Below are 26,078 nucleotides of genomic sequence, written 5' to 3'. Positions count from 1 at the left end.
TTTTATCAAAACATCGTTTGTTTATAGAGCAACATAAATGAACGATGTTTTTTTATTTAGGGGGATATATAATGGATAACAAAAGTACACAACCAAAATTAAATTTAGTAAAAAACAATCTGTTTTCTTCTTCTTATAATGAGAGTGAACTAAGTGATTTTTCAGAGCGTATGATTGATAAAGTATATACCTTTCAAAAAACGCATGAGTCATATTCAAAAACTCCTTTGTTTACATTATCAAACTTAGCAAAACATTTTCGGATTGCTGATTTAAAAGTAAAAGATGAATCATTTCGCTTCGGTTTAAATGCATTTAAAGTATTGGGCGGAATTTATGCAATTGGAAAATATGTTGCAGAACTACTAAACAAAGAGATAGAAGAATTATCTTTTTCTGAATTACAAACGGAAAAGGTGAAAAAGCAGCTTGGTCAGCTGACGTTTATTTCCGCGACCGATGGAAATCACGGAAAAGGAGTAGCTTGGGCTGCAAGGGAACTAGGTCAAAAAGCAATTATTTATTTGCCGAAGGGTTCCGCCGAAACACGTAGAAAAGCGATTGAAAATGAAGGAGCTACATCTAAAATATCGGATGTAAACTATGATCAGACGGTACAATTATGTGCTGATTTGGCTGAAAAAAATGGTTGGATCATGGTACAAGATACGGCTTGGGAAGGGTATGAGAAAATTCCGCTTTGGATTATGCAAGGTTATGCAACGATTGCAAAAGAAGTGATGGAAGAGATGGAAGTAATGGATGAATCTCCACCTACTCATATTTTCCTGCAAGCCGGGGTAGGGTCCTTTGCAGCGAGTATTACAGCATATTTTACAGAAATTTATCGAGAAAAGGCGCCAATGATTATACTTCTCGAGCCTCACGAAGCGAATTGTTATTATCGTTCATTCGCAAATGGAAAAGGAGATATGGAAATAGTAACAGGAGATTTAAACTCCATTATGGCAGGTCTCTGTTGCGGTGCTCCAAATACCCGAGCTTTTCGACTTTTATCCCAATATGCAACTGCATCTTTTTCGTTAGATGACCGTATCGCTGCTTTAGGAATGAGAGTGCTAGGTAATCCATTAAAGGATGATCCTAAAATAATCTCTGGAGAGTCGGGAGCTTGTACAACGATTGGACTTTTAGAATATTTAGTCAGTAATGAATGCACGGAAATTTTGGAAGAACTCGAGATTACTAATGATTCACGTATTCTATGTATAAATACAGAAGGCGATACAGATAGGGAACATTATCGAGAAATTGTATGGGAGGGCACTCATACTTTCAAAGAGTAAATATAAAGGATATCCTCTCCATCTGAAGTAGACTGATTGTAATTTGTGATTAGTTTTTGGGAAATTATAAAAAAATCTAAGGGAGCTCTAATTGTTAGGCTTCCTTAGATTAAATTCATTATTTTACGTATATAATTTTGTGTTTCTTTAAATGGAGGGACCCCACCATATTTTTTAACATTTCCTGGTCCAGCATTGTAAGATGCTAGTGCCAACTCGAGGTTTCCATTATGTTTCTTAAGCATATTACTGAAATATCGTGTACCACCAAAAATATTTTGAGTAATATCAAAGCGATCTGTAACACCGACTTCTTTGGCGGTCGAAGGCATTAACTGCATTAGTCCAGCAGCACCGGCATGACTTTTAACGTTCGGATTATAATTTGACTCTGTTTTAATAATCGCATGAATAATTTTTTCATCTACGTTATATTTTTCGGCAGCAGCTCGAATAATATCATTATATTCTGTACGTGGAACACTACTATTATTCGATGCCGGGTTGTAAGTTACAGAATTATTAGTGTATGCAGAAACAGCTTGCTGAATTGGTGTTTCAAAAGCTGAATAACGTTGACGTTGCTCCATCCCTGGTAAATATTCAGGCGAAAACATGAATGGAGAAGGTAATATGTTAGAATCAGAACCATTCAACTGACTACTTAATTGCATTGCTAGTTGCATTTTTGCTAATAAAAGTTCTCTAAAATCATTTGTTGAATTAGATACTTGTTGAGCGGGATCTGTGTTATGTAACCCAATTATTTGATTTAAAAAATTAGTATTTATTTGATTCATACAAACGCCCCATTTAGATTCTCCTTCTATCTTACGTCTAAATTCCTATTTAAGCAAGAGATAATGGGACGAAAGTTTTAATAAAGTGACTGATTCATTATTTTGAAGCTTCTTTAACGCCTTTTTCCAATGCTTCTAACATTTCAAGCTTTTCTTGTTCATCTGATTGTTTCCAAATAAGTTCAAATAATACTCCTAATCCAGGGAGAAGCTTTTCTTCGCCGTCTTGTATTGCATCCACAATTGTAGATTCTAATTGATCTTTGGAATTTTGTTTAATATTGTGCAAAATTGCTTGTCGTAAATCGAGATCCATTTAATTATCCTCCTTAATTTAAAATACCTCATATTGCTTTTAGTTTGACCGTTCTTATTTTAAATATGTATGATAGGATTAACCTTAAAAATAGGATGGATAAAAAGTTGATTACATCGATACAAAATGAACAAGTGAAAAATTGGCGAAAATTACATAAGCGAAAATTCCGAATGAAAATGAAACAATTTTTGATTGAAGGGTTTCATTTAATTGAAGAAGCATTTAATAGTGGATGGGAAATCGAAACTATCATTGTTCAAGAAGGGGTACAACCTCCTGACTGGATGTCTGATGATGGGATTGTATTTGTTGATAAACGCGTATTCAGAGAAATAACACAAACAGAATCTCCTCAAGGAATTGCTGCCATTGTCGGTATGCAATCCTTCGAAGTACAGATTGAAAACTTTATTTTACTCGTAGATGCGGTTCAAGATCCAGGGAATTTGGGTACAATGATTAGAACAGCAGATGCAGCTGGATTCTCACAAATTGTTTTAGGGACTGGAACAGTGGATGTTTATAATGATAAAGTCGTTCGTGCTTCACAAGGATCTATTTTTCACATTCCGATTGTTCAGGCATCATTAGATGAGACTATTACACGTTTAAAACAAGAAAACTATACGATATGGGCAAGTGCACTTAGAAATGCCATGAACTACAAGGAAGCCAAGATAGAGGGAAAAGTAGCGCTAATTGTAGGAAATGAAGGTGCAGGTATATCAGAAGAAATCTTACAAATGGCTGATAAGATAATAAAAATCCCTATTTACGGAAAAGCTGAATCATTAAATGTGAGTGTTGCCACTGGTATACTAATGTATAAAATGATAAATTAGTTGCATATTTAATTTGCCTTAGCTATACTAATTTGTAGTTTCATATGAAAAAAGCGTTGACGGAGCAAAGTAACAAGATGTAAAGGACAATCAAGGGATGAAATGTCTTGACTGGAAACATTTCTATTGTTCAAATTGTTATGATTCACTCGACAGAGCTGACACTTAATCGTGTTCTGGATTCATATCCATTATCAAATCTAAGTTGGATACTAAACGTATCAACAAGGGTGGTACCGCGATCACTAAACCTCGTCCCTTTTTTAGGGAGGGGTTTTTATTTTTTCCATTAATCTACCCAAATTGCGGTTTGTTAGCTTATGTTAGCTCTATAAACCGTCTCAACGTAGGTTGAAAAGTGTTCCGTGTAGATATGCACATCTTATGTAAGCATTTAGGAATTATTATGAAGGAGGGTATTCTTATGAAAGAACAACTACATTCGCTTGAGAAGGAAGCAATTGAAAAGCTAAATGAATCAAGCACGTTAAAAGATATTCAGGAAATTCAAGTGGCTTATTTAGGGAGAAAAGGGTCGATTACAGAAGTTTTACGAGGTATGGGTAAGCTTTCAAAAGAAGAAAGACCAATTATTGGTGAATTAGCCAACAAGGTTAGAACAACAATTCAAGCTACAATTGATGAGAAAAAGGAAAAGCTTGAACAAGAGGAATTAGAAAAACAACTTTTGAAAGAAACAATTGATGTTACGTTACCAGGTCGTCCCGTAAACTTTGGGGGAAAACATATTTTAACTTCGATTATTGAAGAAATTGAAGATTTATTTATTGGACTTGGATATGAGGTTAGGGAAGGTCCGGAAGTGGAAACTGATTATTTCAATTTCGAGGCGCTAAATTTACCTAAAGGACATCCAGCGAGAGATATGCAAGATTCATTTTATATCACGAATGAATTATTACTTCGAACTCACACTTCGCCAGTCCAAGCGAGAACAATGCGCTCCCTAGATGGTAATGAGCCAATTAGAATGATCTGTCCTGGAAAAGTATATCGCCGTGACAATGATGACGCTACACATTCCCATCAGTTCACACAAATAGAAGGATTGTATGTAGATAAAAATGTTCGCATGAGTGATTTGAAAGGAACGTTAAATTTATTTGCGAAAAAGATGTTTGGAGAAGATCGTGAAATCAGACTTCGTCCAAGTTTCTTCCCGTTTACAGAACCATCTGTTGAAATGGACATTTCATGTAAAGTTTGTTCAGGAAAAGGTTGCTCGGTCTGTAAACAAACTGGGTGGATTGAAATTTTAGGTGCAGGAATGGTGCATCCAAAAGTACTTGAAATGGCTGGGTATGATCCGAAAGTTTATAAAGGATTCGCATTTGGAATGGGACCAGATCGAATCGCAATGTTAAAGTATGGAATTGATGATATTCGTCGCTTTTATACAGACGACGTTCGGTTTTTAAAACAATTTCATGAAGCGTAAAAGGAGGAGTTACAAATGCTCGTATCTTTAAATTGGTTAAAAAATTATGTTGACTTTGGTTCGTTAGCTCCAGAACAGTTGGGAGAACTAATTACAAAATCGGGAATTGAAGTTGACGGAATAGAATACATCATTAATGAAAAAAGTGAAAATATTGTCGTAGGTTATGTAAAAGAATGTGAACAACACCCAAATGCAGATAAATTAAAACTTTGTCAAGTTGATGTTGGCGATGAAATATTACAAATTATTTGTGGTGCTGCGAACGTAGCACAAGGTCAAAAGGTCGTTGTCGCAAAACCTGGTGCAGTTTTACCAGGGAACTTTAAAATTAAAAAAGTAAAGCTTAGAGGAATTGAATCGAATGGGATGATCTGTTCTCTTCAGGAATTAAGTGTTGGAGAAAGATTTATTAATCCATCTTTTGCAGAAGGAATTGTCGTATTACCAGAAGATTCCGTTGTAGGTGAGTCTGTTGATGCATTGCTTAACTTAGATGATGCCGTATTGGAATTTGACTTAACGCCAAATCGTGCAGATGCATTAAGTATGTTAGGTGTAGCGTATGAAGTAGCTGCAATAGTAGATGAGAAAATTAATTTACCTGAGCCTAAAATAAATACGATCGATGAATCAGTTGCTGACTATGTAAAGGTTTCTGTTGAAGATCAAGAACTGTGCCCATATTATGGAGCATTTATTATTAAAGATGTACAAATTAAACCAGCACCATTATGGATGCAAAACTATTTACTTGCGGCTGGTATTCGTCCGATTAATAATGTCGTTGATATTACAAACTATATTTTACTCGAATACGGCCAGCCGCTTCATGCATTTGATTACGATTTACTTGATTCAAAGGAAATCCTTGTACGCCGTGCAAATGAAAAAGAAGAGATTGTTACATTAGATGATCAGACTAGAGTTTTATCTGAGGAGCATTTGCTAATTACAAATGGCGATAAAGGTGTTGCAATTGCAGGTGTAATGGGTGGAGCGAATACAGAAGTAAATGATGAGACTCGTACTATTTTACTGGAAGCAGCTTATTTTGATTCGCAAACAGTAAGAAAAGCGGTAAAAGATACTGGACTTCGTAGTGAAGCTAGTACTCGTTTTGAAAAAGGTGTGGATCCAAATCAAGTACGAGAAGCAGGACTTCGAGCATGTGAATTATTGGAAAAATATGCAGACGGTAAAGTAGTTGAAGGTATAGCTGAGTTTGATCAGTTAGATCGCAGTGAAAAAACAATTCAAATGAATTCTCAAGAAGTAAATAAGCGATTGGGTACAGAAATTTCAAATGAAGAAATCGAAGAGATATTAACGAAGTTGCGGTTTACTTTCGAACGAAATGCCGATGATTTTACCGTTTCTATACCAACACGTCGTGGAGATATCACCATTTTTGAAGATATGCTGGAAGAGGTCGCACGCATATACGGATATGACTTATTGCCTTACACCTTGCCTGCAAATGCTTCAAAACCGGGTGGATTAACAAAACAGCAGCAATTAAAACGAGATGTTAAAAATTATATGCAAAGTGTTGGTTTATCTGAAGCAATTACTTATTCTTTAACAGATGAAGAGCGAGTCCGTGAGTTAATAAGTCCGGACCTCTCGAATAATTTGCAACCAGTTAAACTAGCGATGCCGATGAGTGAAGATCATCAGTACTTGAGATTAAGTTTATTGCCTGAATTATTAAATCGCCTCACGTATAATGTCGCTAGAAAGCAAGCGGATATTGCGCTATACGAAGTTGGTTCTATATTTCTATCCGATGAAGAAAAGGTAACGAAACAACCTAAGGAACAACTCCGTTTATCCGGAGCAATTACCGGTACTTGGGTAGACCATAAATGGCAACAAGAAGTAAAACCTGTTGACTTTTATGTTGTAAAAGGAATTGTAGAAGAATTATTCCGCTACTTGAATATGGATGTGACATTTAAACAAGCTGTTGTAAAAGATATGCATCCGGGAAGATGTGCTACCGTTCATGCAGACGGTAAGCAAATTGGATACCTTGGTCAAGTACACCCGAATATTACAAAAAGACAAGATTTAAAAGAAACGTATGTGTTTGATGTCAATATGGAATATATTTTACAAACAGAACGTCCAGAACTTACGTATGAAGTAGTACCTAAATATCCATCTATCTTACGTGATATTGCATTTGTCGTAGACGAAAAAGTAATGGCAGGGGATATTGAAGAAGAAATTGAACGGATCGGCGCTCCGCTTGTAAAACATGTGGAAGCCTTTGATGTATACAGAGGAGATAACGTAGGAGATAATGAAAAATCCATTGCATACAATGTCCATTATCAAGATCCCGAAAAAACATTAACAGATGAAGAAGTGGATGCATCGTTTAAGGCGATAGTTGAAGCGGTAAGTGAGAAATTTGGAGCGTATGTGAGGTCGTAAAAATAAATATGACCCTATTATAAAAGAGTTGAGGAGAAATAAATATTTTTCCTTAACTCTTTTTTATTTAGAATTGACTTTGTCATGATATTCATAGACTTGTTTACATTTGTAAGTTAGGTATCAACTCTAAAAAAATGTTATTTCATTATGTTAAACTTTTAAAGTTCTTCCAAAGATATATATGGTATCATATCCAAAGACAAGATTAAAATTATGAAAAGAAGAATGATGAATGAAAAATATTGAATACTCAAAATACATCTCTTGGAAAATGCTAGGTTGGTTGTTTGCTATCCAACTTCTCATTGCATTAGTGGCTAGGAGTTTAGCGCCACTCGGTATAATTATCGGTGACGATTTACAATTAACAAAGTCACAAATTGGAATGTTTCCTGCGGCTTTATTTCTGGGACAATCGTTAATATCAATTCCAGCAGGTCTCTTAACAGATAAAATTGGATCACGAAAAATGATTTTTTTTATTGTCCTGCTACTTGGGTGCAGCTTCCTAATTATTTCTATTTCAACATCATTTATTCTTTTATTATTTCTGATTTCAATTGCAGGGTTTGCTTATGGGGCTTCTCATCCAGCAACAAATCGTGGAATTTTACTTTGGTTTTCAGTAAAAACGAGAGGAACTGCAATGGGATTAAAACAAATGGGTGTAACATTGGGTTCAGCTCTTGCGACTATAATCCTTTTACCTATAGCCAAAAGTTTGGGGTGGCAGTCCGCTACTTTTACAGCTGCATTAATTCTCCTTGTTGTAGGTGTTTTAATTTGCTCTATGTACAGTGAACCGAGAAGTATAGGTTATGTGCGCAATACTAACCAAACAAAACCCACTTCACGAAAAATAGACTTCAAGAACATTATACAAATGTTAAAACATAAAGGACTTATACTTATTACCTTTAGTGCGATGCTTTTAAGTGGAAGCCAAATGATTTTAAACACCTTTATCATTTTATTTGCTCATGAAAAAATTGGAATCAGTCTACTATTGTCTGGGGTATTGTTAGTGATAGCTGAGCTTGGCGGATCTTTAGGAAGAGTTAGTTGGGGAATAATTAGTGATCATTTATTCCGTGGGAAACGAATAATCGTTTTATTACTTATTTCAATTCTTGTAGCAATGATATCTTTAATTATTGCTCTTTTACCTCATGGAACCTCTTTTTATAATATAGCTTTCATTGTATTTATCTTTGGTTTTGGAACATCAGGGTTTAATGGGGTTTGGATGAATGCAACGACTGAAATAGTCCATCCATCAGTTTCTGGTTTAGCAACAGGCTTCAGTATAACATTCGGTTCATGGGGTGTGATTTTCTTTCCGCCAATATTTGGTTCCATCATTGATCAAACTGGAGAATATACAATCAGCTGGTTATTTGTTACATTTTTAATGGTATTGTCAATCATCTCTTTGTCAATCACATTAAAATCAAATGGTGGCACTAAAATACATAAATTAGATTAAAATACAAAAGTTTCACTATCTTAAATTAGGGGTTTGCTTAAAGTATAAATATTAGATATAGTTAGTAAACAATATCTATATTAGCATGAAATGTATGCGCTTACTAAGGGGGTGATAAAAACTAGGATTCGTATTGATAAGTGAATATATTCATACGAATAAGTATTAATTTTTGTTCAACTATAAGGGGGGATAGTTTGAATGATTGGATCGGTTAAAAGGGCTTGTGATATTTTGAGTTGCTTTACAATCGATGAACCAGTTTTGGGTAATGCCGAAATTGCTGAAAAGTTAAATTTAAGTAGAAGTACGACCCATCATCTAATTAAAACATTATGTAACAAAGGTGTGTTAATGCGAGATGGGAGTAGAAAGTACAGACTTGGATGGAAAATTATAGATTGGAATAACGGAGTAATGTTTCAATACGATATTTATAATAAAGCATTACCATTAGTTAAAGGCTTAACCGAGCAATTTAGAGGAACGGCACATATCGGTATGTATGATAAAGGTGATGTTATTTTTGTTTTAAGAATCTCCTCGAAGGAAGCTGACTTTGTTCCAACGTTTTTAGGTGATCGAAAACCTGCACATAGTACAAGTACAGGAAAAGTTTTATTAGCTTTCAATCGGACCTACTTACAAGAAACAATCTCACGCGGATTAAGTAAACAAGGACCTAACACGATAACTGAAGTGAATGCCTTAAAACGAGAACTGGAAATTGTTCAAGAAAAAGGATATTCCATTAGTAATAATGAAAATGATACTTCTACATACGCAATTGCAGCTCCAATTCAATCATATTCAGGTGAAACAATAGCCGCAGTAAATTTAGTTGGACCAATTAGTTACATGCAAAGCGAAAATACAAAACAAATGATATTGAATATTGTTAATACCGGAAAAGCAGTTTCTCGTGAATTAGGTTATATTGAAGTTAATTAACTAAAAAATTCTTAATATTCACAAGAATATAACTATTATATTGTTGCTTGAATAATAGAAAACAAGCCAACAAATCAATGCAAAATGTCATTTTTAAAAGATTAATAAACATTATTTTTGAAGGGGGAATTAATAGTATGTTGAAATTGAGAAATTTATTATTTTTCATCGTTTTAATAGCTGGATTAGCCTTAGCGGCATGCTCAGGTGGAGACACAGAAAAGAGTAATTCGGATGGTGATACAGCGGACGCAGAAGAGAGTGCTAACACAGAGGCAGCAAGTGATGGCGAAACGTATGAATTTAAATTAGGTCATATTGCACCTCCAGACCATATTTTCAATGAAGCTGGTGAGAAATTTGCAGAGGAACTAGAAGAGCGTTCAGGCGGTCGTATGACATTAGAACTTTATCCAGGTGGTCAATTAGGTAGTGATGCGGATATGGTTCAACAATTAGAAACTGGTTCCTTAGATTTTGGATTTATTACTAATGCGTTTTTAACATCAAAATCTGATGCGTTTAGCGCTTGGTTTGCTCCTTTTATATTTGATTCTTATGAAGCTGCACATGAAGCAAAGGATACAGAAATTGCAAAACAAATTTTAGCAACACTTGAAGACGACGGATTAAAAGCATTGGATTACTTTTTCTCTGGGCACCGCACAATGATGTTTACAGAAAAAATTGAGTCTCCCGAAGAAATCAAAGGATTAACTTTACGGGTAACACCAAGCCCTGCCTTGGAAGATTGGTATCGCTTGTTAGGCGCAAGTCCGGAATCTATTTCTTTGCCTGATGTTTACCAGTCCGCACAAACAGGATTAATTGATGGTATGGAGATGGACTTGGATGTTGCTATTGCGTCAAACTTTGACGAAGTGACGGGTTATGCAGCCATGACGAATCATATGGTATGGCCGGCGGTCATGATTATGAATAAGGACTTGTTTGATAAAATGTCTGATGAGGACCAGCAAATTGTGGTGGAGTCCATGAAAGCAGCCTCTGAATTTGCAACAACAAAAAGAGCTGGACAAGAAGATGAATTTATGGGAATTCTAACCGATCGTGGAATGGAATTATATGATATGGATGAGTCACTGTTCGATTCTTATAAAGAGGAATTTGATGAAAAATATAAGGCTATGGATCCCCTTATCGAAGAGTTTATAGATACATTCCGAGAATAATAGAAAACATTAATGTCATGAGGTAATTATCTGCTTTAGATATTACCTCATATCATTTATTCTCACGAGGAGGTTAATTCATGAAAGCTATTAGCAATATCATTGAATCAATTGAAAAAATATTATCAATTATTTTGATTATAGCAATTACACTAATCTTGTTTGTAAATGTAATTTATAGATATTTTTTACATGACCCCATATATTGGGCTAATGAAGCAAGTATTTTTATGATGGCATGGGCGACATTTTTAGGAGGAAGTTTGGGGTTAAAATATAAAACGCAGGCTTCGATCACTTTTTTAGTAGGACGGCTGTCTGAAGAAAGAAAAAGAATTATGAACATAGCAACCCATATTATTATTCTTATATTCTTGGCGATTCTTCTTTATATTAGCTATGACTGGATTTTTTCTTTATCTAATACTAAGTCTAGCTCGATGCGGATACCGATGTGGATTCCTTATTTATCTGTTCCTGTCGGATTGACATTTGCTTTTATTCATTTATTAGATCAGTTAATTGATTTCATAAAAGATGGCAGACAAGGTGGGGAATCAGTATGACATTTGGAATGATAGCAACAATTATTATATTTATTTTACTACTATTAATTGGAATCCCAATATCCCTAGTATTAATCATTACATCGATCTCTTACATATTATTGAGTGGAGATACAACGTTATTAAGCTCCGTTTCCCAGAAAATGTTTTCTGGAATAGATAACTTTGGCTTACTCGCAATTCCACTTTTTATGTTAGCTGGGGAGTTGATGAATTTTGGTGGTATTACGAGCCGTTTAATTTCTTTTGCAAAAGTGTTAATTGGACACTTTCGCGGGGGATTGGCATATGTTGCGATAATTGCTAATATGTTTCTTGCCTCCATTTTGGGATCAGCAAATGCTCAAGCAGCTATGATGAGCAAAGTAATGGTTCCTGAGATGGAAAAGGAAGGATATTCTCGTGATTTTTCTTCTGCATTAACTTTAGCATCATCTATAGTTGCTCCAATAATACCACCTAGTATGTTATTTATTATCTATGGTACGCTAACCGGCGCTTCCATAGGTGATTTGTTTATGGCAGGAATAATCCCAGGTATTTTAATTGGAGTCAGTTTCATTATTGTAATCGGGTTTCTTAATAGAAAGGAAAATTTCCCAAAGAGTGAACGGGGGACGATGAAGGAAGTTATTAATAATTTCTTATCTGTTATACCGGCATTGTTAATTCCTTTTATTATTATTTATGGAATATTGAGTGGGATGTTTACTCCAACTGAATCTGCAGCAGTTGCTTGTATCATCGCAATTATTATTGGATTTTCATACAGACAGCTAAAAGTGTCAGATTTACCGGAAATTTTTAAAAATACAGTTGTAAATACGGCAACAATTACATTTTTGATCGTGATGGCCAATGTGTTTGGATTTATTTTAGCCTATGAGCAAATACCGCAAACGCTCGCAAACAGTATGTTAAACCTTTCCGACAGCCCAATCGTATTTTTATTATTGGTAAATATTTTGCTTCTATTACTAGGAGCAGTGCTTGATGGAATAGCAGCTTTGATTATATTAGTTCCTGTATTGATCCCGCTTTTAGCAACTTATCAGATTGATCCCGTTCATTTTGGAGTCATTATTACAATTAACTTGACGATCGGTTTATTAACACCTCCGGTGGGTACTGGACTTTTTATTGTATCCTCAGTCGCGGAAATTTCAATTGAGCGTTTGGTAAGAGCACTTTTGCCATTTTTAATTGTATCTGTTCTAATGTTGTTCATAATTACTTATTGGGAAGATGCTGTTTTATGGATTCCAAGTTTAATTAAAAATTAAATAGCATAGTGGGGGAATGGAGAATGAAAAAAAGTAATGTAGATCAAATCATTGAGAGAGAAAAAGGACTACAAAAAGGTTTATCTACACGACAACTCACAATGATTGCAATTGGTGGAGCAATTGGAACAGGGCTCTTTTTAGGAAGTGGGTTAGCAATTGGATTAGCTGGACCAAGCGTTATTATAAGTTATGCAATTGGAGCCTTAATTGCTCTAATGTTAATGGGGTGTCTTGCAGAAATGACTGTTGCTCATCCAACATCAGGTTCCTTTGGAGCGTATGCAGAAAGCTATATTAATCCTTGGGCTGGTTTCGCTGTCAGGTACTCTTATTGGTTCTGTCTAGTGTTGGCAATTGGTACTGAAGTAACCGCAGTAGCAATTTATATGGGGTACTGGTTTCCGACAGTTCCAGGATTTGTTTGGATAATAATATTTTCAGTAGCACTTTTATATGTTAATGTAACTAGCGTTAACGTGTTTGGAGCGGTTGAGTACTGGCTATCACTAATAAAAATTATTGCAATTGTAGGATTTATATTATTGGCTGTATATGTAATATTTGGTGCTAATACTTCCTCATCAATTACTTTTCAAAATTATACGAATGACGGAGGGTTTTTTCCAAATGGTTTTTGGGGAATGTGGATTGCAATTTTCGTTTCATTGTTTAGTTATTTAAGTATTGAAATGATTGCAGTTAGTGCTGGTGAAGCAAAAGAACCTCAAAAAGCTGTGCCAATTGCTTTACGTTCAGCAGTTGTAAGACTAATCCTATTTTATCTATTAACATTGTCTTTAATGCTAGTTATTGTACCTTGGGGATCAGCGGGAATAGAGACAAGCCCGTTTGTAAAGGTAATGGAGATTTTAAATATACCCGGAGCAGCTGGTGTTATGAACTTTGTTATTTTAGTTGCAGCACTATCTGCCATGAATAGTCAATTATACATTTCTACACGAATGATGTTTTCGTTGTCTCGCGCTGGATTTGCACCCAAAGTGTTAGGTAAATTAAATAAAAAGTCTGTTCCTGCAACAGCGTTAGCGACTTCGGTCATTGGTATTGCCATTGCAACAGTTATTACAATAATTGCTCCGGAAACAGCATTTGGAACAATGATATCTATTTCGAGTTTTGGGGCGATGTTTACCTGGTTTATGATTTTTATTACGCATTTATTTTTCAGGAAAAAATGGGTACAAACAGGTAATAAAAAATTACCAGTACGAATGATTGGTTATCCTTATATAACAATTTTAGGTGCAACTTTATTAGTCGCTGTTGTTATCTCTACATGGTTTTCGGTTGAGTTTAAGGCAACCCTGATTGTAGGAGTTCCTTGGCTCATATTCATAACTGTAGCTTATTTCATTTGGAAAAATATTAACCAAAAACGAGATTTAGATATAGGAAATAATGAATCCCAAGAAATATCAAAATAACAAGAGCAGGAGAGTGAACAATTTTGAATTTGGATTTGTCATATGCAGAAAACCTGGATCAACAAGATGAACTTAAACATTTCAGAAATGAGTTTTATATTCCAAATGAAACGATATATTTTGATGGAAACTCTTTAGGACTCTTATCAAAAAGGTCTGAAACTAGTTTATTTAATATACTTAATTCATGGAAACAATATGCAATTGATGGCTGGAGCGAGGGAGAATATCCTTGGTTTTATTTATCTGAAAACCTAGGGGATATGACAGCTCCATTACTTGGTGCCGAACCTAGAGAAGTTATTATTACAGGATCTACAACAACTAATCTGCATCAATTAACTGCCAGTTTTTTTTCACCTAATGGAAAGAAGATGAAGATATTAGCAGATGAATTAAATTTTCCATCTGATATTTATGCTTTAAAAAGTCAATTAAGGCTAAAGGGATTAGATCCAAGTGAAAATCTCGTTAAAGTAACAAGTAGAAATGGTCATACGTTAGAAACACAAGATATCATTGATGCAATGACTGAAGAAGTTGCCTTAATTGTTCTTCCAAGTGTCCTTTACCGAAGTGGACAAATTTTGGATATGAAAGTTTTAACGAAAGAAGCACATAAGAGAGGTATTTATATTGGTTTTGACCTTTGCCACTCAATAGGAGCAATTCCACATAAGTTATCCGAGTGGGGAGTTGACTTTGCATTTTGGTGCACCTATAAACATTTAAATGGTGGACCTGGTAGTGTTGGAGGAATCTATATAAATAAAAATCATTTTGGAAAAGCTCCCGGTCTTGCAGGGTGGTTTAGTTCGGATAAATCCAAACAGTTCGATATGGAACATACACTTACAGCCGCCGCCGATGCTGGAGCATATCAAATTGGTACTCCACATGTATTAAGTGCAGCACCATTGTATGGAGCATTAGAAATATTTCAAGAAGCTACGATAGAAAAGGTAAGAAAAAAATCATTACTATTAACGGAGTATCTAATGAACTTAGTTGATGAAAAATTAATAGATTACCAATTTAACATTGTAAGTCCACGAGATGAGGAAACTCGTGGTGCTCATGTATTTTTAGAGCATCCTGAAGCGGCTCGAATTTGTAAAGCATTAAAAGCACATAAGGTTATTCCGGACTTTAGAGCCCCAAATGGAGTGCGACTTGCTCCTGTAGCACTCTACAATACATTCCAAGAAGTATGGCATGCTGTACGTATACTAGTAGAAATAATGGAAGAAAAAGAGTACAAAAAATTTGAAAATGAAAGAGGTGTTATTGCTTAGAGCATAAAACCATAATTAGTATAAACATACAAAAGTTTATCTAATTATGGTTTTTTATTAAATCATTTATACTTTTTTTACGACAATGAAATTAAATTTTATTAGTGAGGGGGATAGATATGATTTCTACTGACTTATCATGTGGTTGGGATGATTACCTTATATATGGTGAAGGACTGTTTCTTTGCTTTATTAAAACGGGAATGAAATAATAGTTTCATAAATAATAGGAATTTTCCGAGAAAAAGATTTTACAACTATGAGGTGATTTTTTGCGACCTATTTTAATAGGATTACTTGGGGCTTTATTTTTCTCACTTGTTTTTATTTTGAATCGTGCAATGGAACTTGCTGGTGGAAGCTGGATTTGGAGCGCATCACTTCGTTTCTATTTTATGTTACCGATTTTAATCCTTTTTGTTGGGAGGAAACAAGTAGCACCTGTCTTACATCATCTTAAGAGATACCCGGTTCAGTGGTTTGTTTGGAGTACAATTGGTTTTGGAATTTTTTATGCGTCGTTAACGTATGCAACAATTTATGCACCTGGATGGTTAGTTGCGGGAACATTTCAATTAAATATTGTAATCGGTTCCTTACTAGTGCCATTTATTAATAAAACAAATCGATCTATTCCAGTTCAAAGTGTGCTTATTTCATTAATTATTATTTTTGGTGTATTTATGATGCAAATTGAACATGCAAATCAAGTACCATTAACTTCAGTTGTATTTACGATCATTCCACTAATAGTTGCAGCGGTTTCCTATCCGGTAGCAAATCGGAAAATGATGCAAGTTGTTGATGGGGAGTTGACTACAACGCAACGTATTCTTGGAATGACGATTGCCTCCTTGCCTTTTTGGATTATTTTATCTGTTTATGGCGTGTTTACATATGGTGCTCCGAGTCAAAGCCAAATTTGGCAAACCTTTATTGTTGCTTTATTTGCAGGTGTTTTTGCGACCCAATTATATTTTTATGCAACAGAGTTAGTAAGACATGATAATTATAAATTAGCTGGAGTTGAATCAACTGTAACAGGTGCAGTTGTTTTTTCATTAATTGGAGAGTTGTTATTTCTTAATACACCCCTTCCCAAATTAACATCATTTATAGGAATAGGATTAGTCGTAAGTGGGATTATTTTTCACAGTGTTATATCTACATTGATTGATCGGAAGCGCGTCGTTCAAATGGATGAAAAAGCAACTCAATAAAATAATAACATCAAAACAATCTATTTAATTTTAAGGAGTTTGTCATATGATACGGCCTTTTAAACTTGGTTATGCCAATCTTGCAACGAAAGACACCAAGGCAATGGAAGATTACTATACGAACGTGATGGGACTTACATTAGTGGAAACAGGTGATGATGGGATAAGATATTTAAGTACGGGACTTGATCATCACAATATAATATTAACTCCCAATCTGGAAAGTAATTTACAAGTTTTAGGATTTCAATTGGGAAATCAATACTCGCTTCATGATGTAAAGATAAGATTGAAGCAGCAAGGCATCTCTACTCAGTTAAAATCGGATGCACAACCAGGATTACCGGAATTACTGGAATTTGAAGATCCGGATGGCTTCCTTGTTCATCTTTATACTAGTATGGAAACACCGGCACCGCATTTTAAAGAAAATGGCATTGTGCCTAATAAATTAGGACATCTGGCACTCGGGTCAATGGATCCAAAAAAGTCTGTTGCATTCTATAGAGAAGTATTGAATTTTCATTATACGGATCGAATTGGAGAACGAGCAAATTTTATCACATGTAATAGTGATCATCATGTCTTAAATATTTGTAATTTGGGACAATTCGTTGGTCGCCCAGTGATGTACCACATTGCATTTGAATTAAGAGATGCAAGTCATCAGTATCAAAGCTTAGATTTTCTTGCTAAAAATAACATACCAACTCTTTGGGGACCGACAAGACATACAGCAGGTCATAATATTGCAGCTTATCATCATGATCCGGAAGGGAATCTAGTTGAATTATACATAGACATGGATCAACTGCTCCCTGAAGTAGGGTACTTTGATCCACGTCCATGGCATGAAGAACTCCCTTTAAAAGCAAGACATTGGGAAGATAATGCTGCTTGGGGAACAGGATATGAAAATACATTGTATGAATTTGCGTTACAAAAATATAAAAAATAAGTAAATGTCCGTTAGGCTCTCCTTCGGACATTTTTTTATTAAAATTTTTGAAAAAAAATTGCTAAAAAATTAAGAAATTCATTTAAGTTTCACACTGTGAGATTCGTATATTGTTCGTTGGTAGCGTTTTCAATATAGTGTTAGTAACAAGAAAATAAATGGAGGTTGAATAAGTGGATACAAGAAATTTAAGAAATTGCTTTGGTCATTTTGCAACAGGCGTTACCGTTGTAACTTGGAACGATGATAATGGTAACCGAAGAGGAATAACGATAAATTCATTCACTTCTGTTTCTTTAGATCCTCCACTTGTGCTTATATCGATTGATAAAAATACAAAAGCATATCATGACTTAAGAAACAGACCCTTTATTATTAATGTTTTATCTGCTGAACAACAGTCAATTGCTTTCCAATTTGCAGGAAAACAACAAGATGGGTTAGTTGTGGAATGGCAAGAGGATTCAGAAATAGGTCCTAGACTTGAAAATACGGTTGCAACAATCGAATGCACACCTTGGGAAGAGTATGAAGGTGGTGATCATTTATTATTTTTAGGGAAAGTAGAAAAATTCTCATATAGCGAAAATGAAAGTTTATTATTTCATAAAGGAAAGTTTTTAAAAACAAATGCTAACTCAGTAATGAGTAATTAGGGAGGAACTTAAGATGAGTATTCGAACAGGAGAACAATATATTGATGGGATCAGAAATAGGAAACCAGAAGTGTGGCTGGGTGGGAAAAGGATAGAAAATGTGGTGGATCATCCATATTTTGCAAGCTCAGTAAAAGAAGTAGCAAAGCTGTATGACATGCAATATGATCCTAAACATCAAGATAAAATAACACATATTTGTGAGGAAAATGGTAAGCGAATAGGTAATTCATTCCTAAACCCAACGAAACCGGAACACCTTCAAATGAGAAGACAAGTATTTGAGCTATGGGCTGAATCTACGTTTGGATTAATGGGTAGAACACCAGACTTTTTAAATACTGTTGTTACTGGAATGGCAGCGAATGATTGGTTCTTTAGAAAGCATGGAGATCGATATGGAGATAATATTATAAATTATTATAAACATATAAGGGATAATGATTTATTCTTAACACATGCAATTGTTAATCCTCAAAATGACCGTAGTCAATCGTCTCATAACCAACAAGATGAATTTACACATTTAGGTGTAGTAAAAGAAACGGATGAAGGATTAATTGTCAGAGGAGCAAAAATGCTTGCTACGCTTGCACCAATAACGGATGAAGTAATCATTTATTCGTATCCAGGATTTAGACCAGGTGATGATAAATATGCAATCAGTTTTGCACTGCCAATTGATACACCAGGACTTAAATTATATTGTCGTGAACAAGCACAGAGTGGTGAACGTTCAACATGGGATCATCCGCTTGCTTCAAGGTTTGAAGAATCTGATGCACTTTTAGTTTTTGATGATGTCCTAGTGCCATGGGATCGGGTATTCATTAATCAAAATGCAGAAGCCGGAAATATGCTATATCCTAGTACAGGAATTAATCAGCAACCTTCTCATCAATCGGCAGTTAGAGGATTGGCAAAAATATCTTTTGTAGCCGATGTTGCTTGTGCAATTGCAGATGCAGTAGGTGTTGATCAATACTTAAACGTTCAGAATCAGTTATCTGAACTGATTCAATCAGCTGAAACTATCAGAGCATTGGTTAGAACTGCCGAAAGAGAATATGAAGTAACCGAGACTGGAGAAATTAGACCGAACCTTGTTCCGTTAGAGACGATTCGCGGACTCTTGCCACATACTTATCCAAGAGCGATTCAAATTTTACAAACCATTGGTGCTGGTGGATTGTTAATGTCTCCAACTGAAGCAGATTTCAATAATCCGGAAATTTCTGCAGATATGCATAAATATTATGCCGGAAGATCCGATGTTTCATCAGAACGACGTATTCGTCTTTTCAAACTGGCATGGGATTTATGCGGAGAAGCATTTGGACAGCGACTCGTTCAATATGAACGTTACTATTCGGGTGACCCAGTTAGAAAAATGGGAGTATTTTATAATGCGCATAAGAGAAATAACCCTACTTACCCTCGGGTTGAGCGTGCGATAGATGAAGCACTCGAATTAGCGGATAAAAGTAAAACAAAAGCATAAAACAAAGTAAACAGACTTGCAATAATTCGATTATTATATGCGTTGCTGTTATTGAGATTACAGAAAAAGGAGGAGGAATAGTGAAGATACATCGATCTGAAGAGCTTCGGCTAGATGGAGCTGTCATTGCAATTGGTGCTTTTGATGGGATTCATAAGGGACACCAAAAAGTAATTAAACGGACAGTCGAAAAGAGTATATCGTTAAATGTACCAAGTGTCATTTATACATTCGATATTCCCCCTAGGGCTTATTTTACTGGTGCTAAAATTTTATCAAACGAAAATGAAAAGATGAAAAAACTTCGTACATTGGGGATCGATCATACAGTAATTGCAACTTTCAATGAAGAATATTTGAATAAAACAGCTGAATCATTTATTGAAAAGTTAGCAAAAATGAAACCGCTTCATATAATCGTAGGCGAAGACTTTCGATTTGGTCATAAGCGGACTGGGGATATTCGATTGTTAAAGCATTATTTCAATGTCGAAACTATAAGCCCTGTCTGTTGTGTAAATGGAGAAAGAATTTCATCGACAAGGATTAGGGAATTAATTCTTGAAGGAAATATTGATAAAGCTATTCCTTTACTCACTTAACACTGTCTGGATGGTTTTTAATATGCATATCTTAAATAGAAGGGAGGGCTCATTTGCCTATTATTAATTTACAAATATTAGAAGGTAGACCTGAAAGTAAAGTTAAATCGCTAATTAGTGCCTTAACTGATGCAACTTCAGAACATTTAGAAGTTCCGAAAGAAAGGGTGCGTGTCATTGTACAAGAAATACCTCAATCACGCTGGGCTGTTGGGGGAGAAATAATGCAAGATCGTAAAAATTGAAATAAAACGATGTGATATTACTCGAGTTGATTCATTCAATAGAAATTTGTTTAATTTCATACTATGGAATTATCGCCTTGTTTCACATAATGTTACTTTATTATAGTAGTAATAACTGAAGAAGAGATAATTCAAATAACAAATGTTAGCGCATTCAAAAGATTAGTAGCTTTTAAAACAAGAAGTATTTTTAAATTTTGGTTTAGTGATACTTGGAAAAATAATTAAAAAAAATGGAGGTATTCATATGTCAAGAGAATTCAATGCAGTTAGTTTACAAGGTTGGATTGATGAAAATGAGGGGCAACTACAGCCACCAGTAAATAACAAGGAAATGTTTCCTGGTTCTAATATGATTGTTATGATGGTCGGTGGTCCGAATAGACGTCGTGATTTCCACATTAGCCCCGCAGAAGAGTTTTTCTATCAAATTAAAGGTGACTGCTATGTAGAAATTATTAATGATGAAGGTAAAAGAGAAGTTGTCACGGTAAAAGAAGGCGAAGTATTCATGCTTCCTGCTAATGTGCCGCATTCACCTCACCGAGTTGCAGATACGATCGGAATGGTAATCGAAGAATCACGTGGAAATGGTGTAGAAGAGCATATGGTTTGGTTCTGTGATAATTGTGACCATGAAATGCATAGAGTTACGCTTGAACTTACTGATATTGCTGTTCAGTTAAAAGAAGCGATTGATGAATTTGGTTCAAGTGAAGAACTTAGAACATGTAATAATTGTGACCATGTAATGCCAGAAGAAGTTGAGTTGTGGCAACCATGAGAGTAGACTTTCATACACATATAATTCCAGAAAGTATTCCAAACTTTGCAGGAAAATTTGGTGGTGGGCGCTGGCCGACGTTAGAAAAAACATGTTCATGTGGTGCCAATATTATGGTAGAAGGAAAAGTCTTCCGTGAAGTTACTGATCAAGTATGGAGTCCCGAAAAAAGAATTCACGATATGGATAATGAAGGTGTTGATATTCAAGTATTGTCACCGATTCCAGTTACTTTTTCCTATTGGGCTGAGCCTGAAGCAGCTGAAGAAATGTCTAGAATTCAAAATGACTTTATTGCCGAAACAGTTAAGGGAAATCCAACACGATTTATTGGTCTAGGGACAGTCCCTTTACAAGATGTTGATGTCTCCATCCGTGAAATGGAACGATGTGTGAAGGAACTTGGCTTAAAGGGAATTGAAATCGGTACCAATGTTAATGGAAAAAATCTAGATGACCCTGCCTTTACCCAATTTTTTGAAATGGCGGAAAAATGGCAAGTACCTCTATTTGTTCACCCATGGGAAACACTCGGAAGAGAAAGATTTCCACGTCATAATTTTATGTATACTGTAGGCATGCCGAGTGAAACAGCATTAGCTGCAGCCAGTTTAATTAATGGTGCAGTCATTGAAAAGTTTCCTAATTTAAAAATTTGTTTCGCTCATGGTGGAGGCTCGTTCCCGTATATTTTACCTCGTTTAGATCAGGGGTGGAATGTATGGCCAGATCTTCGAAAAATTAGTAAGCCACCTAGTTTTTATGCGAAGAACTTTTACTTTGACTCACTAAATTATGATCCGCTTAACCTTAAATATTTAATCGATCGTTTCGGCTATGAAAAAATTGTCATGGGGTCTGATTATCCTTTCCTATTACGAGAAATTAATCCTGGAAAAGTAATCGATGAAACGATTGAATTAACGGTTAAAGAGAGAAAAGCTATCTTAGGAATAAACGCATTAGACTTTTTAAATGTAGATATCAAGGAAGTGGTTGGTAAATGAGTACACCAGAGGAAAAACTAACAGAACTTGGTCTTGAATTACCTGAGCTCAGACCAGCTGTTGGAACGTACGTTAGCCGCGTTCGGACAGGAAATTTGATTTTCACGGCCGGTCAAGGTGTTGATGAATATCACGGAAAACTTGGCAGAGACTTGACAACAGAAGAGGGGTATTTAGCCGCTCAACAATCGATGCTTAATTTACTCGCTGTCATTAAAGACGAGATGGGAGAATTGAGCAAAATAACGAAGTTTGTGAAATTACTTGTCATGGTGAATTCAACAGAAGATTTTACAGAACAACCAATTGTCGCAAATGGTGCATCTGACTTACTAGGGAAATTATTTGGTGATAAAGGAAAACACGGTCGTTCAGCAGTAGGGATGGCCCAACTTCCAAATAATACAGCAATTGAAATTGAAATGGTCGTTGAGGTGGCAGATTAGGAGGGATAATAAGTGACAAAAGAAGTGCTGACAAATAAGACAGTCGTGCAAGATGCCAAACTTTTTATCGATGGAAACTATGTTGATGCTAAGTCTGGGGAGACATTTGACTCTCTTAATCCTGCAACGAATAAAAAATTAGCAACAGTTGCTAATGCGAACATAGATGATACAAAACGAGCAATCGATGTTGCTCAACGTACTTTTGCAAGCGGTGTATGGAGTAACATGCCTGTAGAGGAACGTTCCGCTATCCTTTGCAGAATGTCGGATTTAATATTGAAAAATGTTGATGAACTTGCGATGGTTGAAACATTAGATGTAGGAAAGCCAATTTCAGAAAGTCGTGGATTCGATATTCCAAGAGCGGCCGCAAACTTCAGGTTTTTTGCTGAAATGGCAAAATATTTGGTTCATGAACATTATGATATGCATAAGTTCATGTCTTATACCGAATATGCGCCTGTAGGTGTTACAAGCTTAATCATCCCTTGGAATCTACCATTTATGCAAATGACTTGGAAAGCCTCTGCGGCTCTAGCAGCAGGAAATACAATTGTTATTAAGCCTGCTTCTTATACACCGTTAAGTGCTGTTCTGTTAGGAAAAATTGCAAATGAAGCAGGTTTACCTCCTGGGGTACTTAATATTGTAACAGGTCCAGGAAGTACAGTAGGAACAGAAATGTCCACTAACTCAAATGTTCGAAGACTAGCTTTTGTAGGAGAAACTGTTACAGGAAAAACAGTGATGCAAAATGCCGCTAAAAGCCTTATTCCTGTTTCGTTAGAGCTAGGAGGGAAATCGGCTAATATTGTTTTTGAGGATGCTGATTTAGATGAAGCGGTTGAAGGTTCCATCGAAGCAATTTTCCGTAATCAAGGAGAAATTTGTTTAGCTGGTTCAAGAATACTTGTACAAGAAAGTGTTTATGATAAATTTTTAGAAAAATTTGTAGAAGCAGTTAAACAAATCAAAGTCGGGGATCCTATAGATGAACGTACAGATATGGGGGCACTTGTATCGAAAAGTCATTTAGAGACGGTCGATTATTACGTTAACCTTGGAATTGAAGAAGGAGCGAAACTAGCATACGGAGGTAAGAGAGTCGAAGGGTTTGAAGAAGGAAATTTCTATATGCCGACTGTCTTATATGATGTCGATAATAAAATGAGAGTTGCTCAAGAAGAAATCTTTGGTCCAGTTCCTGTTATTATTCCATTTAAAACAGAAGAAGAAGCAATTGATATTGCAAATGACTCTTTGTACGGACTTGCAGGGGTCGTATGGACAAATGATTTAAGACGATCGCAACGTGTTACTTCCTCCATCAATTCCGGACTTCTTTGGGTGAATTGTTGGTATGTCCGTGATCTAAGAACGCCATTTGGTGGCTCAAAAGCGAGTGGAATAGGACGTGAAGGCGGTAGGCATAGCTTCGAATTTTATACGGAAGCTAAGACAATTACGATAAAAAAATAAAATAATAGTTATGAAAGGTGAATTCAATTCACCTTTCATTTGTTTAAAAAGCATAGAAATAAGAGGTGGGAAATAATACATGACAATTAAAATAATTAATTATGCAAATGAGTTATTAGAAGCAGAAGAAAATTTAATAGAGATCAAGCCATTTACGAGTCGAGATAATAAATTGACAGTTGAAGATGCTTATCATATTCAACTCGAAATAGTAAAGAAAAAAGTGGAACAAGGAAAGACGATTATTGGGAAAAAAATAGGTCTAACAAGTAAGGCGATGCAAGAGATGTTAAACGTCGATGAACCTGATTACGGACATTTGTTTGACGATATGAAAGTGAATAATGGTGATACCGTCAATATTAAATCAATGATTGCACCAAAAGTAGAAGCCGAAATTGGTTTTATGTTGAAGGAAGATTTGACTGGTCCAAATATTACTTTTTTAGATGTGGTTATGGCAACTGAATATATCGTTCCTACACTTGAAATTATTGATAGTCGAATTGAAGATTGGAAAATAAAACTAATTGATACTGTTGCAGATAATGGCTCATCCGCTAAAGTAGTTATAGGAGATCAAGTGAAAAAATTGGAAGAAATAAATTTACGCACAAATGGAATGATTTTAAAGAAAAACAATGAAATTATTGCTACTGGTTCAGGGTCAGCAGCCTTAGGTCATCCTGCACAAGCGATCGCATGGTTAGCGAATAAACTAGCAGAATTTGATATTTCACTTAAAAAGGGCGAGTTAATTCTACCAGGGGCTTTATCAAGTGCGGTAGCGATAACATCTGGTGATGAAATCGTAGCAGATTTTGGGCCGCTAGGAACAGTAAATGTATCTTTTAAATAAGGAATTATAGAAAGGAGTTTCTAAAGTGGGAAAAGTAAAGGCAGCAATAATTGGTTCGGGTAATATAGGAACAGACTTAATGTATAAACTTGAAAAAAGTGATGTCATTGAAGTTGCGGCAATGGTTGGAATTGAACCTGACTCAGAAGGTTTAAAAAGAGCAAAAGAGAGAGGATATCAAATCTATTCAAATGGTATCCAAGGTGTAATCGATAACCCTGATATTGCAGACATATTTTTTGATGCTACTTCTGCAAAAGCACATATCAACCACGCAAAAATATTAAAAGATCTTGGTAAAATGGTGATTGATTTAACACCGGCAGCAGTTGGTCCGTTTTTTAGTCCGGCGGTTGGAGCGACAGATACAGAGAAAGAATACAAGAATGTAAATATGATTACATGTGGTGGTCAGGCAACAATTCCGATGGTATATGCAGTAAACCAAGTTGCAGATGTATCGTATGCAGAAATTGTTGCAACGATTGCAAGCCTTAGTGCGGGACCTGGAACTCGTGCAAATATCGATGAATTTACGATAACTACACGTCGTGGGATTGAAGAAGTAGGCGGTGCTGATAAAGGAAAAGCAGTCATTATCTTAAATCCTGCAGACCCACCAATTATGATGAGAGACACAATTTATTGTGAAGTGAAACATATGGATGAAGAGAAAATTACACAATCAATCAAGGAAATGGTAAAAAAAGTTCAATCATATGTACCAGGATATCGTCTGAAACAAGAGCCATTATTTGATGACAATATGGTAACTATTTTTATTGAAGTAGAAGGAGCAGGAGACTATTTCCCTACATATGCAGGTAATTTAGATATTATGACTGCAGCTGCAACAAAAGTTGGTGAAGATTTTGCCAGAAAAATAAAAGTAGTTTCATAACTTTAAAAAAGAAAGGAGTATTG

At 35.5% G+C, this 26,078-nt stretch carries 25 protein-coding genes; 23 read left to right on the top strand and 2 right to left on the bottom strand.

The annotated features are described in order from the left end of the window. Positions 1 to 71 precede the first annotated feature (71 nt). Positions 72 to 1,307 (top strand): diaminopropionate ammonia-lyase, encoded by a 1,236-nt coding sequence (gene dpaL / locus SPD48_RS09945; protein ID WP_336257944.1) that lies wholly within the window; start codon positions 72 to 74, stop codon positions 1,305 to 1,307. Positions 1,308 to 1,411: 104 nt separating this feature from the next. On the opposite strand, the gene SPD48_RS09940 is transcribed toward dpaL, so the two are convergent. Together SPD48_RS09940 and sspI are read right to left on the bottom strand one after the other, a co-directional pair. Beyond that, a complete protein-coding gene (locus tag SPD48_RS09940) occupies positions 1,412 to 2,107 on the bottom strand; it encodes a lytic transglycosylase domain-containing protein (RefSeq protein WP_336257943.1) in 696 nt (231 codons plus the stop codon). A 97-nt stretch (positions 2,108 to 2,204) separates the two neighbouring features. Next, the gene (gene sspI, locus SPD48_RS09935; protein WP_336257942.1) at positions 2,205 to 2,423 is read right to left on the bottom strand and encodes a small acid-soluble spore protein SspI; all 219 of its coding nucleotides are present in this window, start codon (positions 2,421 to 2,423) and stop codon (positions 2,205 to 2,207) included. Positions 2,424 to 2,530: 107 nt separating this feature from the next. Between sspI and SPD48_RS09930 the strand changes: the two genes are divergently transcribed. The 22 genes from SPD48_RS09930 to SPD48_RS09825 all read left to right on the top strand — a co-directional run bounded on the left by SPD48_RS09930 (position 2,531) and on the right by SPD48_RS09825 (position 26,055). Continuing rightward, positions 2,531 to 3,268: a TrmH family RNA methyltransferase gene (locus SPD48_RS09930; RefSeq protein WP_336257941.1), complete on the top strand. Its 738-nt coding sequence runs from the start codon at positions 2,531 to 2,533 to the stop codon at positions 3,266 to 3,268. A gap of 424 nt (positions 3,269 to 3,692) precedes the next feature. Further along, entirely contained in the window at positions 3,693 to 4,727 is a 1,035-nt protein-coding gene (gene pheS, locus SPD48_RS09925) for a phenylalanine--tRNA ligase subunit alpha (RefSeq protein WP_336257940.1), read from the top strand. A gap of 15 nt (positions 4,728 to 4,742) precedes the next feature. After that, a complete protein-coding gene (pheT, locus tag SPD48_RS09920) occupies positions 4,743 to 7,169 on the top strand; it encodes a phenylalanine--tRNA ligase subunit beta (protein WP_336257939.1) in 2,427 nt (808 codons plus the stop codon). A gap of 235 nt (positions 7,170 to 7,404) precedes the next feature. Then, positions 7,405 to 8,658: an MFS transporter gene (locus tag SPD48_RS09915; protein ID WP_336257938.1), complete on the top strand. Its 1,254-nt coding sequence runs from the start codon at positions 7,405 to 7,407 to the stop codon at positions 8,656 to 8,658. A 201-nt stretch (positions 8,659 to 8,859) separates the two neighbouring features. Then, the gene (locus SPD48_RS09910) at positions 8,860 to 9,609 is read left to right on the top strand and encodes an IclR family transcriptional regulator (protein ID WP_336257937.1); all 750 of its coding nucleotides are present in this window, start codon (positions 8,860 to 8,862) and stop codon (positions 9,607 to 9,609) included. A gap of 137 nt (positions 9,610 to 9,746) precedes the next feature. Then, complete coding sequence (locus SPD48_RS09905) at positions 9,747 to 10,802, top strand: TRAP transporter substrate-binding protein (RefSeq protein WP_336257936.1); 1,056 nt, start codon at positions 9,747 to 9,749, stop codon at positions 10,800 to 10,802. 80 nt (positions 10,803 to 10,882) lie between these two features. After that, entirely contained in the window at positions 10,883 to 11,368 is a 486-nt protein-coding gene (locus SPD48_RS09900; RefSeq protein ID WP_336257934.1) for a TRAP transporter small permease, read from the top strand. Beyond that, the gene (locus SPD48_RS09895) at positions 11,365 to 12,651 is read left to right on the top strand and encodes a TRAP transporter large permease (RefSeq protein ID WP_336257933.1); all 1,287 of its coding nucleotides are present in this window, start codon (positions 11,365 to 11,367) and stop codon (positions 12,649 to 12,651) included. The genes SPD48_RS09900 and SPD48_RS09895 overlap by 4 nt, the downstream gene beginning before the upstream one ends. A 23-nt stretch (positions 12,652 to 12,674) precedes the next feature. Beyond that, entirely contained in the window at positions 12,675 to 14,099 is a 1,425-nt protein-coding gene (locus tag SPD48_RS09890) for an amino acid permease (protein ID WP_336257932.1), read from the top strand. Positions 14,100 to 14,122: 23 nt separating this feature from the next. Then, positions 14,123 to 15,394 carry a kynureninase gene (gene kynU / locus SPD48_RS09885; protein WP_336257931.1) on the top strand — a complete coding sequence of 424 codons (1,272 nt, stop codon included), beginning with the start codon at positions 14,123 to 14,125 and terminating at the stop codon, positions 15,392 to 15,394. A gap of 272 nt (positions 15,395 to 15,666) precedes the next feature. Beyond that, positions 15,667 to 16,614 carry a DMT family transporter gene (locus tag SPD48_RS09880; RefSeq protein WP_336257930.1) on the top strand — a complete coding sequence of 316 codons (948 nt, stop codon included), beginning with the start codon at positions 15,667 to 15,669 and terminating at the stop codon, positions 16,612 to 16,614. A 46-nt stretch (positions 16,615 to 16,660) separates the two neighbouring features. Then, complete coding sequence (locus SPD48_RS09875; protein WP_336257929.1) at positions 16,661 to 17,572, top strand: VOC family protein; 912 nt, start codon at positions 16,661 to 16,663, stop codon at positions 17,570 to 17,572. A gap of 173 nt (positions 17,573 to 17,745) precedes the next feature. Further along, on the top strand, positions 17,746 to 18,228 hold the full coding sequence (locus SPD48_RS09870) for a flavin reductase family protein (protein ID WP_336257928.1): 483 nt from the start codon (positions 17,746 to 17,748) through the stop codon (positions 18,226 to 18,228). A gap of 13 nt (positions 18,229 to 18,241) precedes the next feature. Continuing rightward, complete coding sequence (locus tag SPD48_RS09865) at positions 18,242 to 19,729, top strand: 4-hydroxyphenylacetate 3-hydroxylase family protein (RefSeq protein ID WP_336257927.1); 1,488 nt, start codon at positions 18,242 to 18,244, stop codon at positions 19,727 to 19,729. A gap of 80 nt (positions 19,730 to 19,809) precedes the next feature. Next, on the top strand, positions 19,810 to 20,331 hold the full coding sequence (locus tag SPD48_RS09860; protein WP_336257926.1) for an FAD synthetase family protein: 522 nt from the start codon (positions 19,810 to 19,812) through the stop codon (positions 20,329 to 20,331). A 53-nt stretch (positions 20,332 to 20,384) separates the two neighbouring features. Then, a complete protein-coding gene (locus SPD48_RS09855; RefSeq protein ID WP_336257925.1) occupies positions 20,385 to 20,576 on the top strand; it encodes a 2-hydroxymuconate tautomerase family protein in 192 nt (63 codons plus the stop codon). A gap of 247 nt (positions 20,577 to 20,823) precedes the next feature. Then, positions 20,824 to 21,360, top strand: a complete 537-nt coding sequence (locus SPD48_RS09850) for a 3-hydroxyanthranilate 3,4-dioxygenase (protein WP_336257924.1) — start codon at positions 20,824 to 20,826, stop codon at positions 21,358 to 21,360. Beyond that, positions 21,357 to 22,367, top strand: coding sequence for an amidohydrolase family protein (locus SPD48_RS09845; RefSeq protein WP_336258078.1), 1,011 nt, complete (start codon positions 21,357 to 21,359; stop codon positions 22,365 to 22,367). Before SPD48_RS09850 ends, SPD48_RS09845 begins: the two co-directional genes overlap by 4 nt. Beyond that, positions 22,364 to 22,813, top strand: coding sequence for a RidA family protein (locus SPD48_RS09840; protein WP_336257923.1), 450 nt, complete (start codon positions 22,364 to 22,366; stop codon positions 22,811 to 22,813). The genes SPD48_RS09845 and SPD48_RS09840 overlap by 4 nt, the downstream gene beginning before the upstream one ends. A gap of 12 nt (positions 22,814 to 22,825) precedes the next feature. Next, positions 22,826 to 24,295 (top strand): aldehyde dehydrogenase, encoded by a 1,470-nt coding sequence (locus SPD48_RS09835; protein WP_336257922.1) that lies wholly within the window; start codon positions 22,826 to 22,828, stop codon positions 24,293 to 24,295. 79 nt (positions 24,296 to 24,374) lie between these two features. Further along, on the top strand, positions 24,375 to 25,154 hold the full coding sequence (locus SPD48_RS09830; protein ID WP_336257921.1) for a 2-keto-4-pentenoate hydratase: 780 nt from the start codon (positions 24,375 to 24,377) through the stop codon (positions 25,152 to 25,154). 25 nt (positions 25,155 to 25,179) lie between these two features. Beyond that, entirely contained in the window at positions 25,180 to 26,055 is an 876-nt protein-coding gene (locus SPD48_RS09825; protein ID WP_336257920.1) for an acetaldehyde dehydrogenase (acetylating), read from the top strand. The last annotated feature ends 23 nt before the right edge of the window (positions 26,056 to 26,078 follow it).

Source organism: Pseudogracilibacillus sp. SE30717A, from assembly GCF_037071985.1.
GTDB lineage: Bacteria > Bacillota > Bacilli > Bacillales > Amphibacillaceae > Pseudogracilibacillus.
This window is presented reverse-complemented; position numbering and strand designations above follow the sequence as displayed.

Excerpts from the sequence above, each read along its gene's own strand:
- dpaL (WP_336257944.1), top strand. The coding sequence starts at position 72 with ATGGATAACAAAAGTACACAACCAAAATTAAATTTAGTAAAAAACAAT.
- SPD48_RS09940 (WP_336257943.1), bottom strand. The coding sequence starts at position 2,107 with ATGAATCAAATAAATACTAATTTTTTAAATCAAATAATTGGGTTACAT.
- sspI (WP_336257942.1), bottom strand. The coding sequence starts at position 2,423 with ATGGATCTCGATTTACGACAAGCAATTTTGCACAATATTAAACAAAAT.
- pheS (WP_336257940.1), top strand. The coding sequence starts at position 3,693 with ATGAAAGAACAACTACATTCGCTTGAGAAGGAAGCAATTGAAAAGCTA.
- pheT (WP_336257939.1), top strand. The coding sequence starts at position 4,743 with ATGCTCGTATCTTTAAATTGGTTAAAAAATTATGTTGACTTTGGTTCG.
- SPD48_RS09915 (WP_336257938.1), top strand. The coding sequence starts at position 7,405 with ATGAAAAATATTGAATACTCAAAATACATCTCTTGGAAAATGCTAGGT.
- SPD48_RS09910 (WP_336257937.1), top strand. The coding sequence starts at position 8,860 with ATGATTGGATCGGTTAAAAGGGCTTGTGATATTTTGAGTTGCTTTACA.
- SPD48_RS09905 (WP_336257936.1), top strand. The coding sequence starts at position 9,747 with ATGTTGAAATTGAGAAATTTATTATTTTTCATCGTTTTAATAGCTGGA.
- SPD48_RS09900 (WP_336257934.1), top strand. The coding sequence starts at position 10,883 with ATGAAAGCTATTAGCAATATCATTGAATCAATTGAAAAAATATTATCA.
- SPD48_RS09895 (WP_336257933.1), top strand. The coding sequence starts at position 11,365 with ATGACATTTGGAATGATAGCAACAATTATTATATTTATTTTACTACTA.
- SPD48_RS09890 (WP_336257932.1), top strand. The coding sequence starts at position 12,675 with ATGAAAAAAAGTAATGTAGATCAAATCATTGAGAGAGAAAAAGGACTA.
- SPD48_RS09875 (WP_336257929.1), top strand. The coding sequence starts at position 16,661 with ATGATACGGCCTTTTAAACTTGGTTATGCCAATCTTGCAACGAAAGAC.
- SPD48_RS09865 (WP_336257927.1), top strand. The coding sequence starts at position 18,242 with ATGAGTATTCGAACAGGAGAACAATATATTGATGGGATCAGAAATAGG.
- SPD48_RS09850 (WP_336257924.1), top strand. The coding sequence starts at position 20,824 with ATGTCAAGAGAATTCAATGCAGTTAGTTTACAAGGTTGGATTGATGAA.
- SPD48_RS09845 (WP_336258078.1), top strand. The coding sequence starts at position 21,357 with ATGAGAGTAGACTTTCATACACATATAATTCCAGAAAGTATTCCAAAC.
- SPD48_RS09840 (WP_336257923.1), top strand. The coding sequence starts at position 22,364 with ATGAGTACACCAGAGGAAAAACTAACAGAACTTGGTCTTGAATTACCT.
- SPD48_RS09830 (WP_336257921.1), top strand. The coding sequence starts at position 24,375 with ATGACAATTAAAATAATTAATTATGCAAATGAGTTATTAGAAGCAGAA.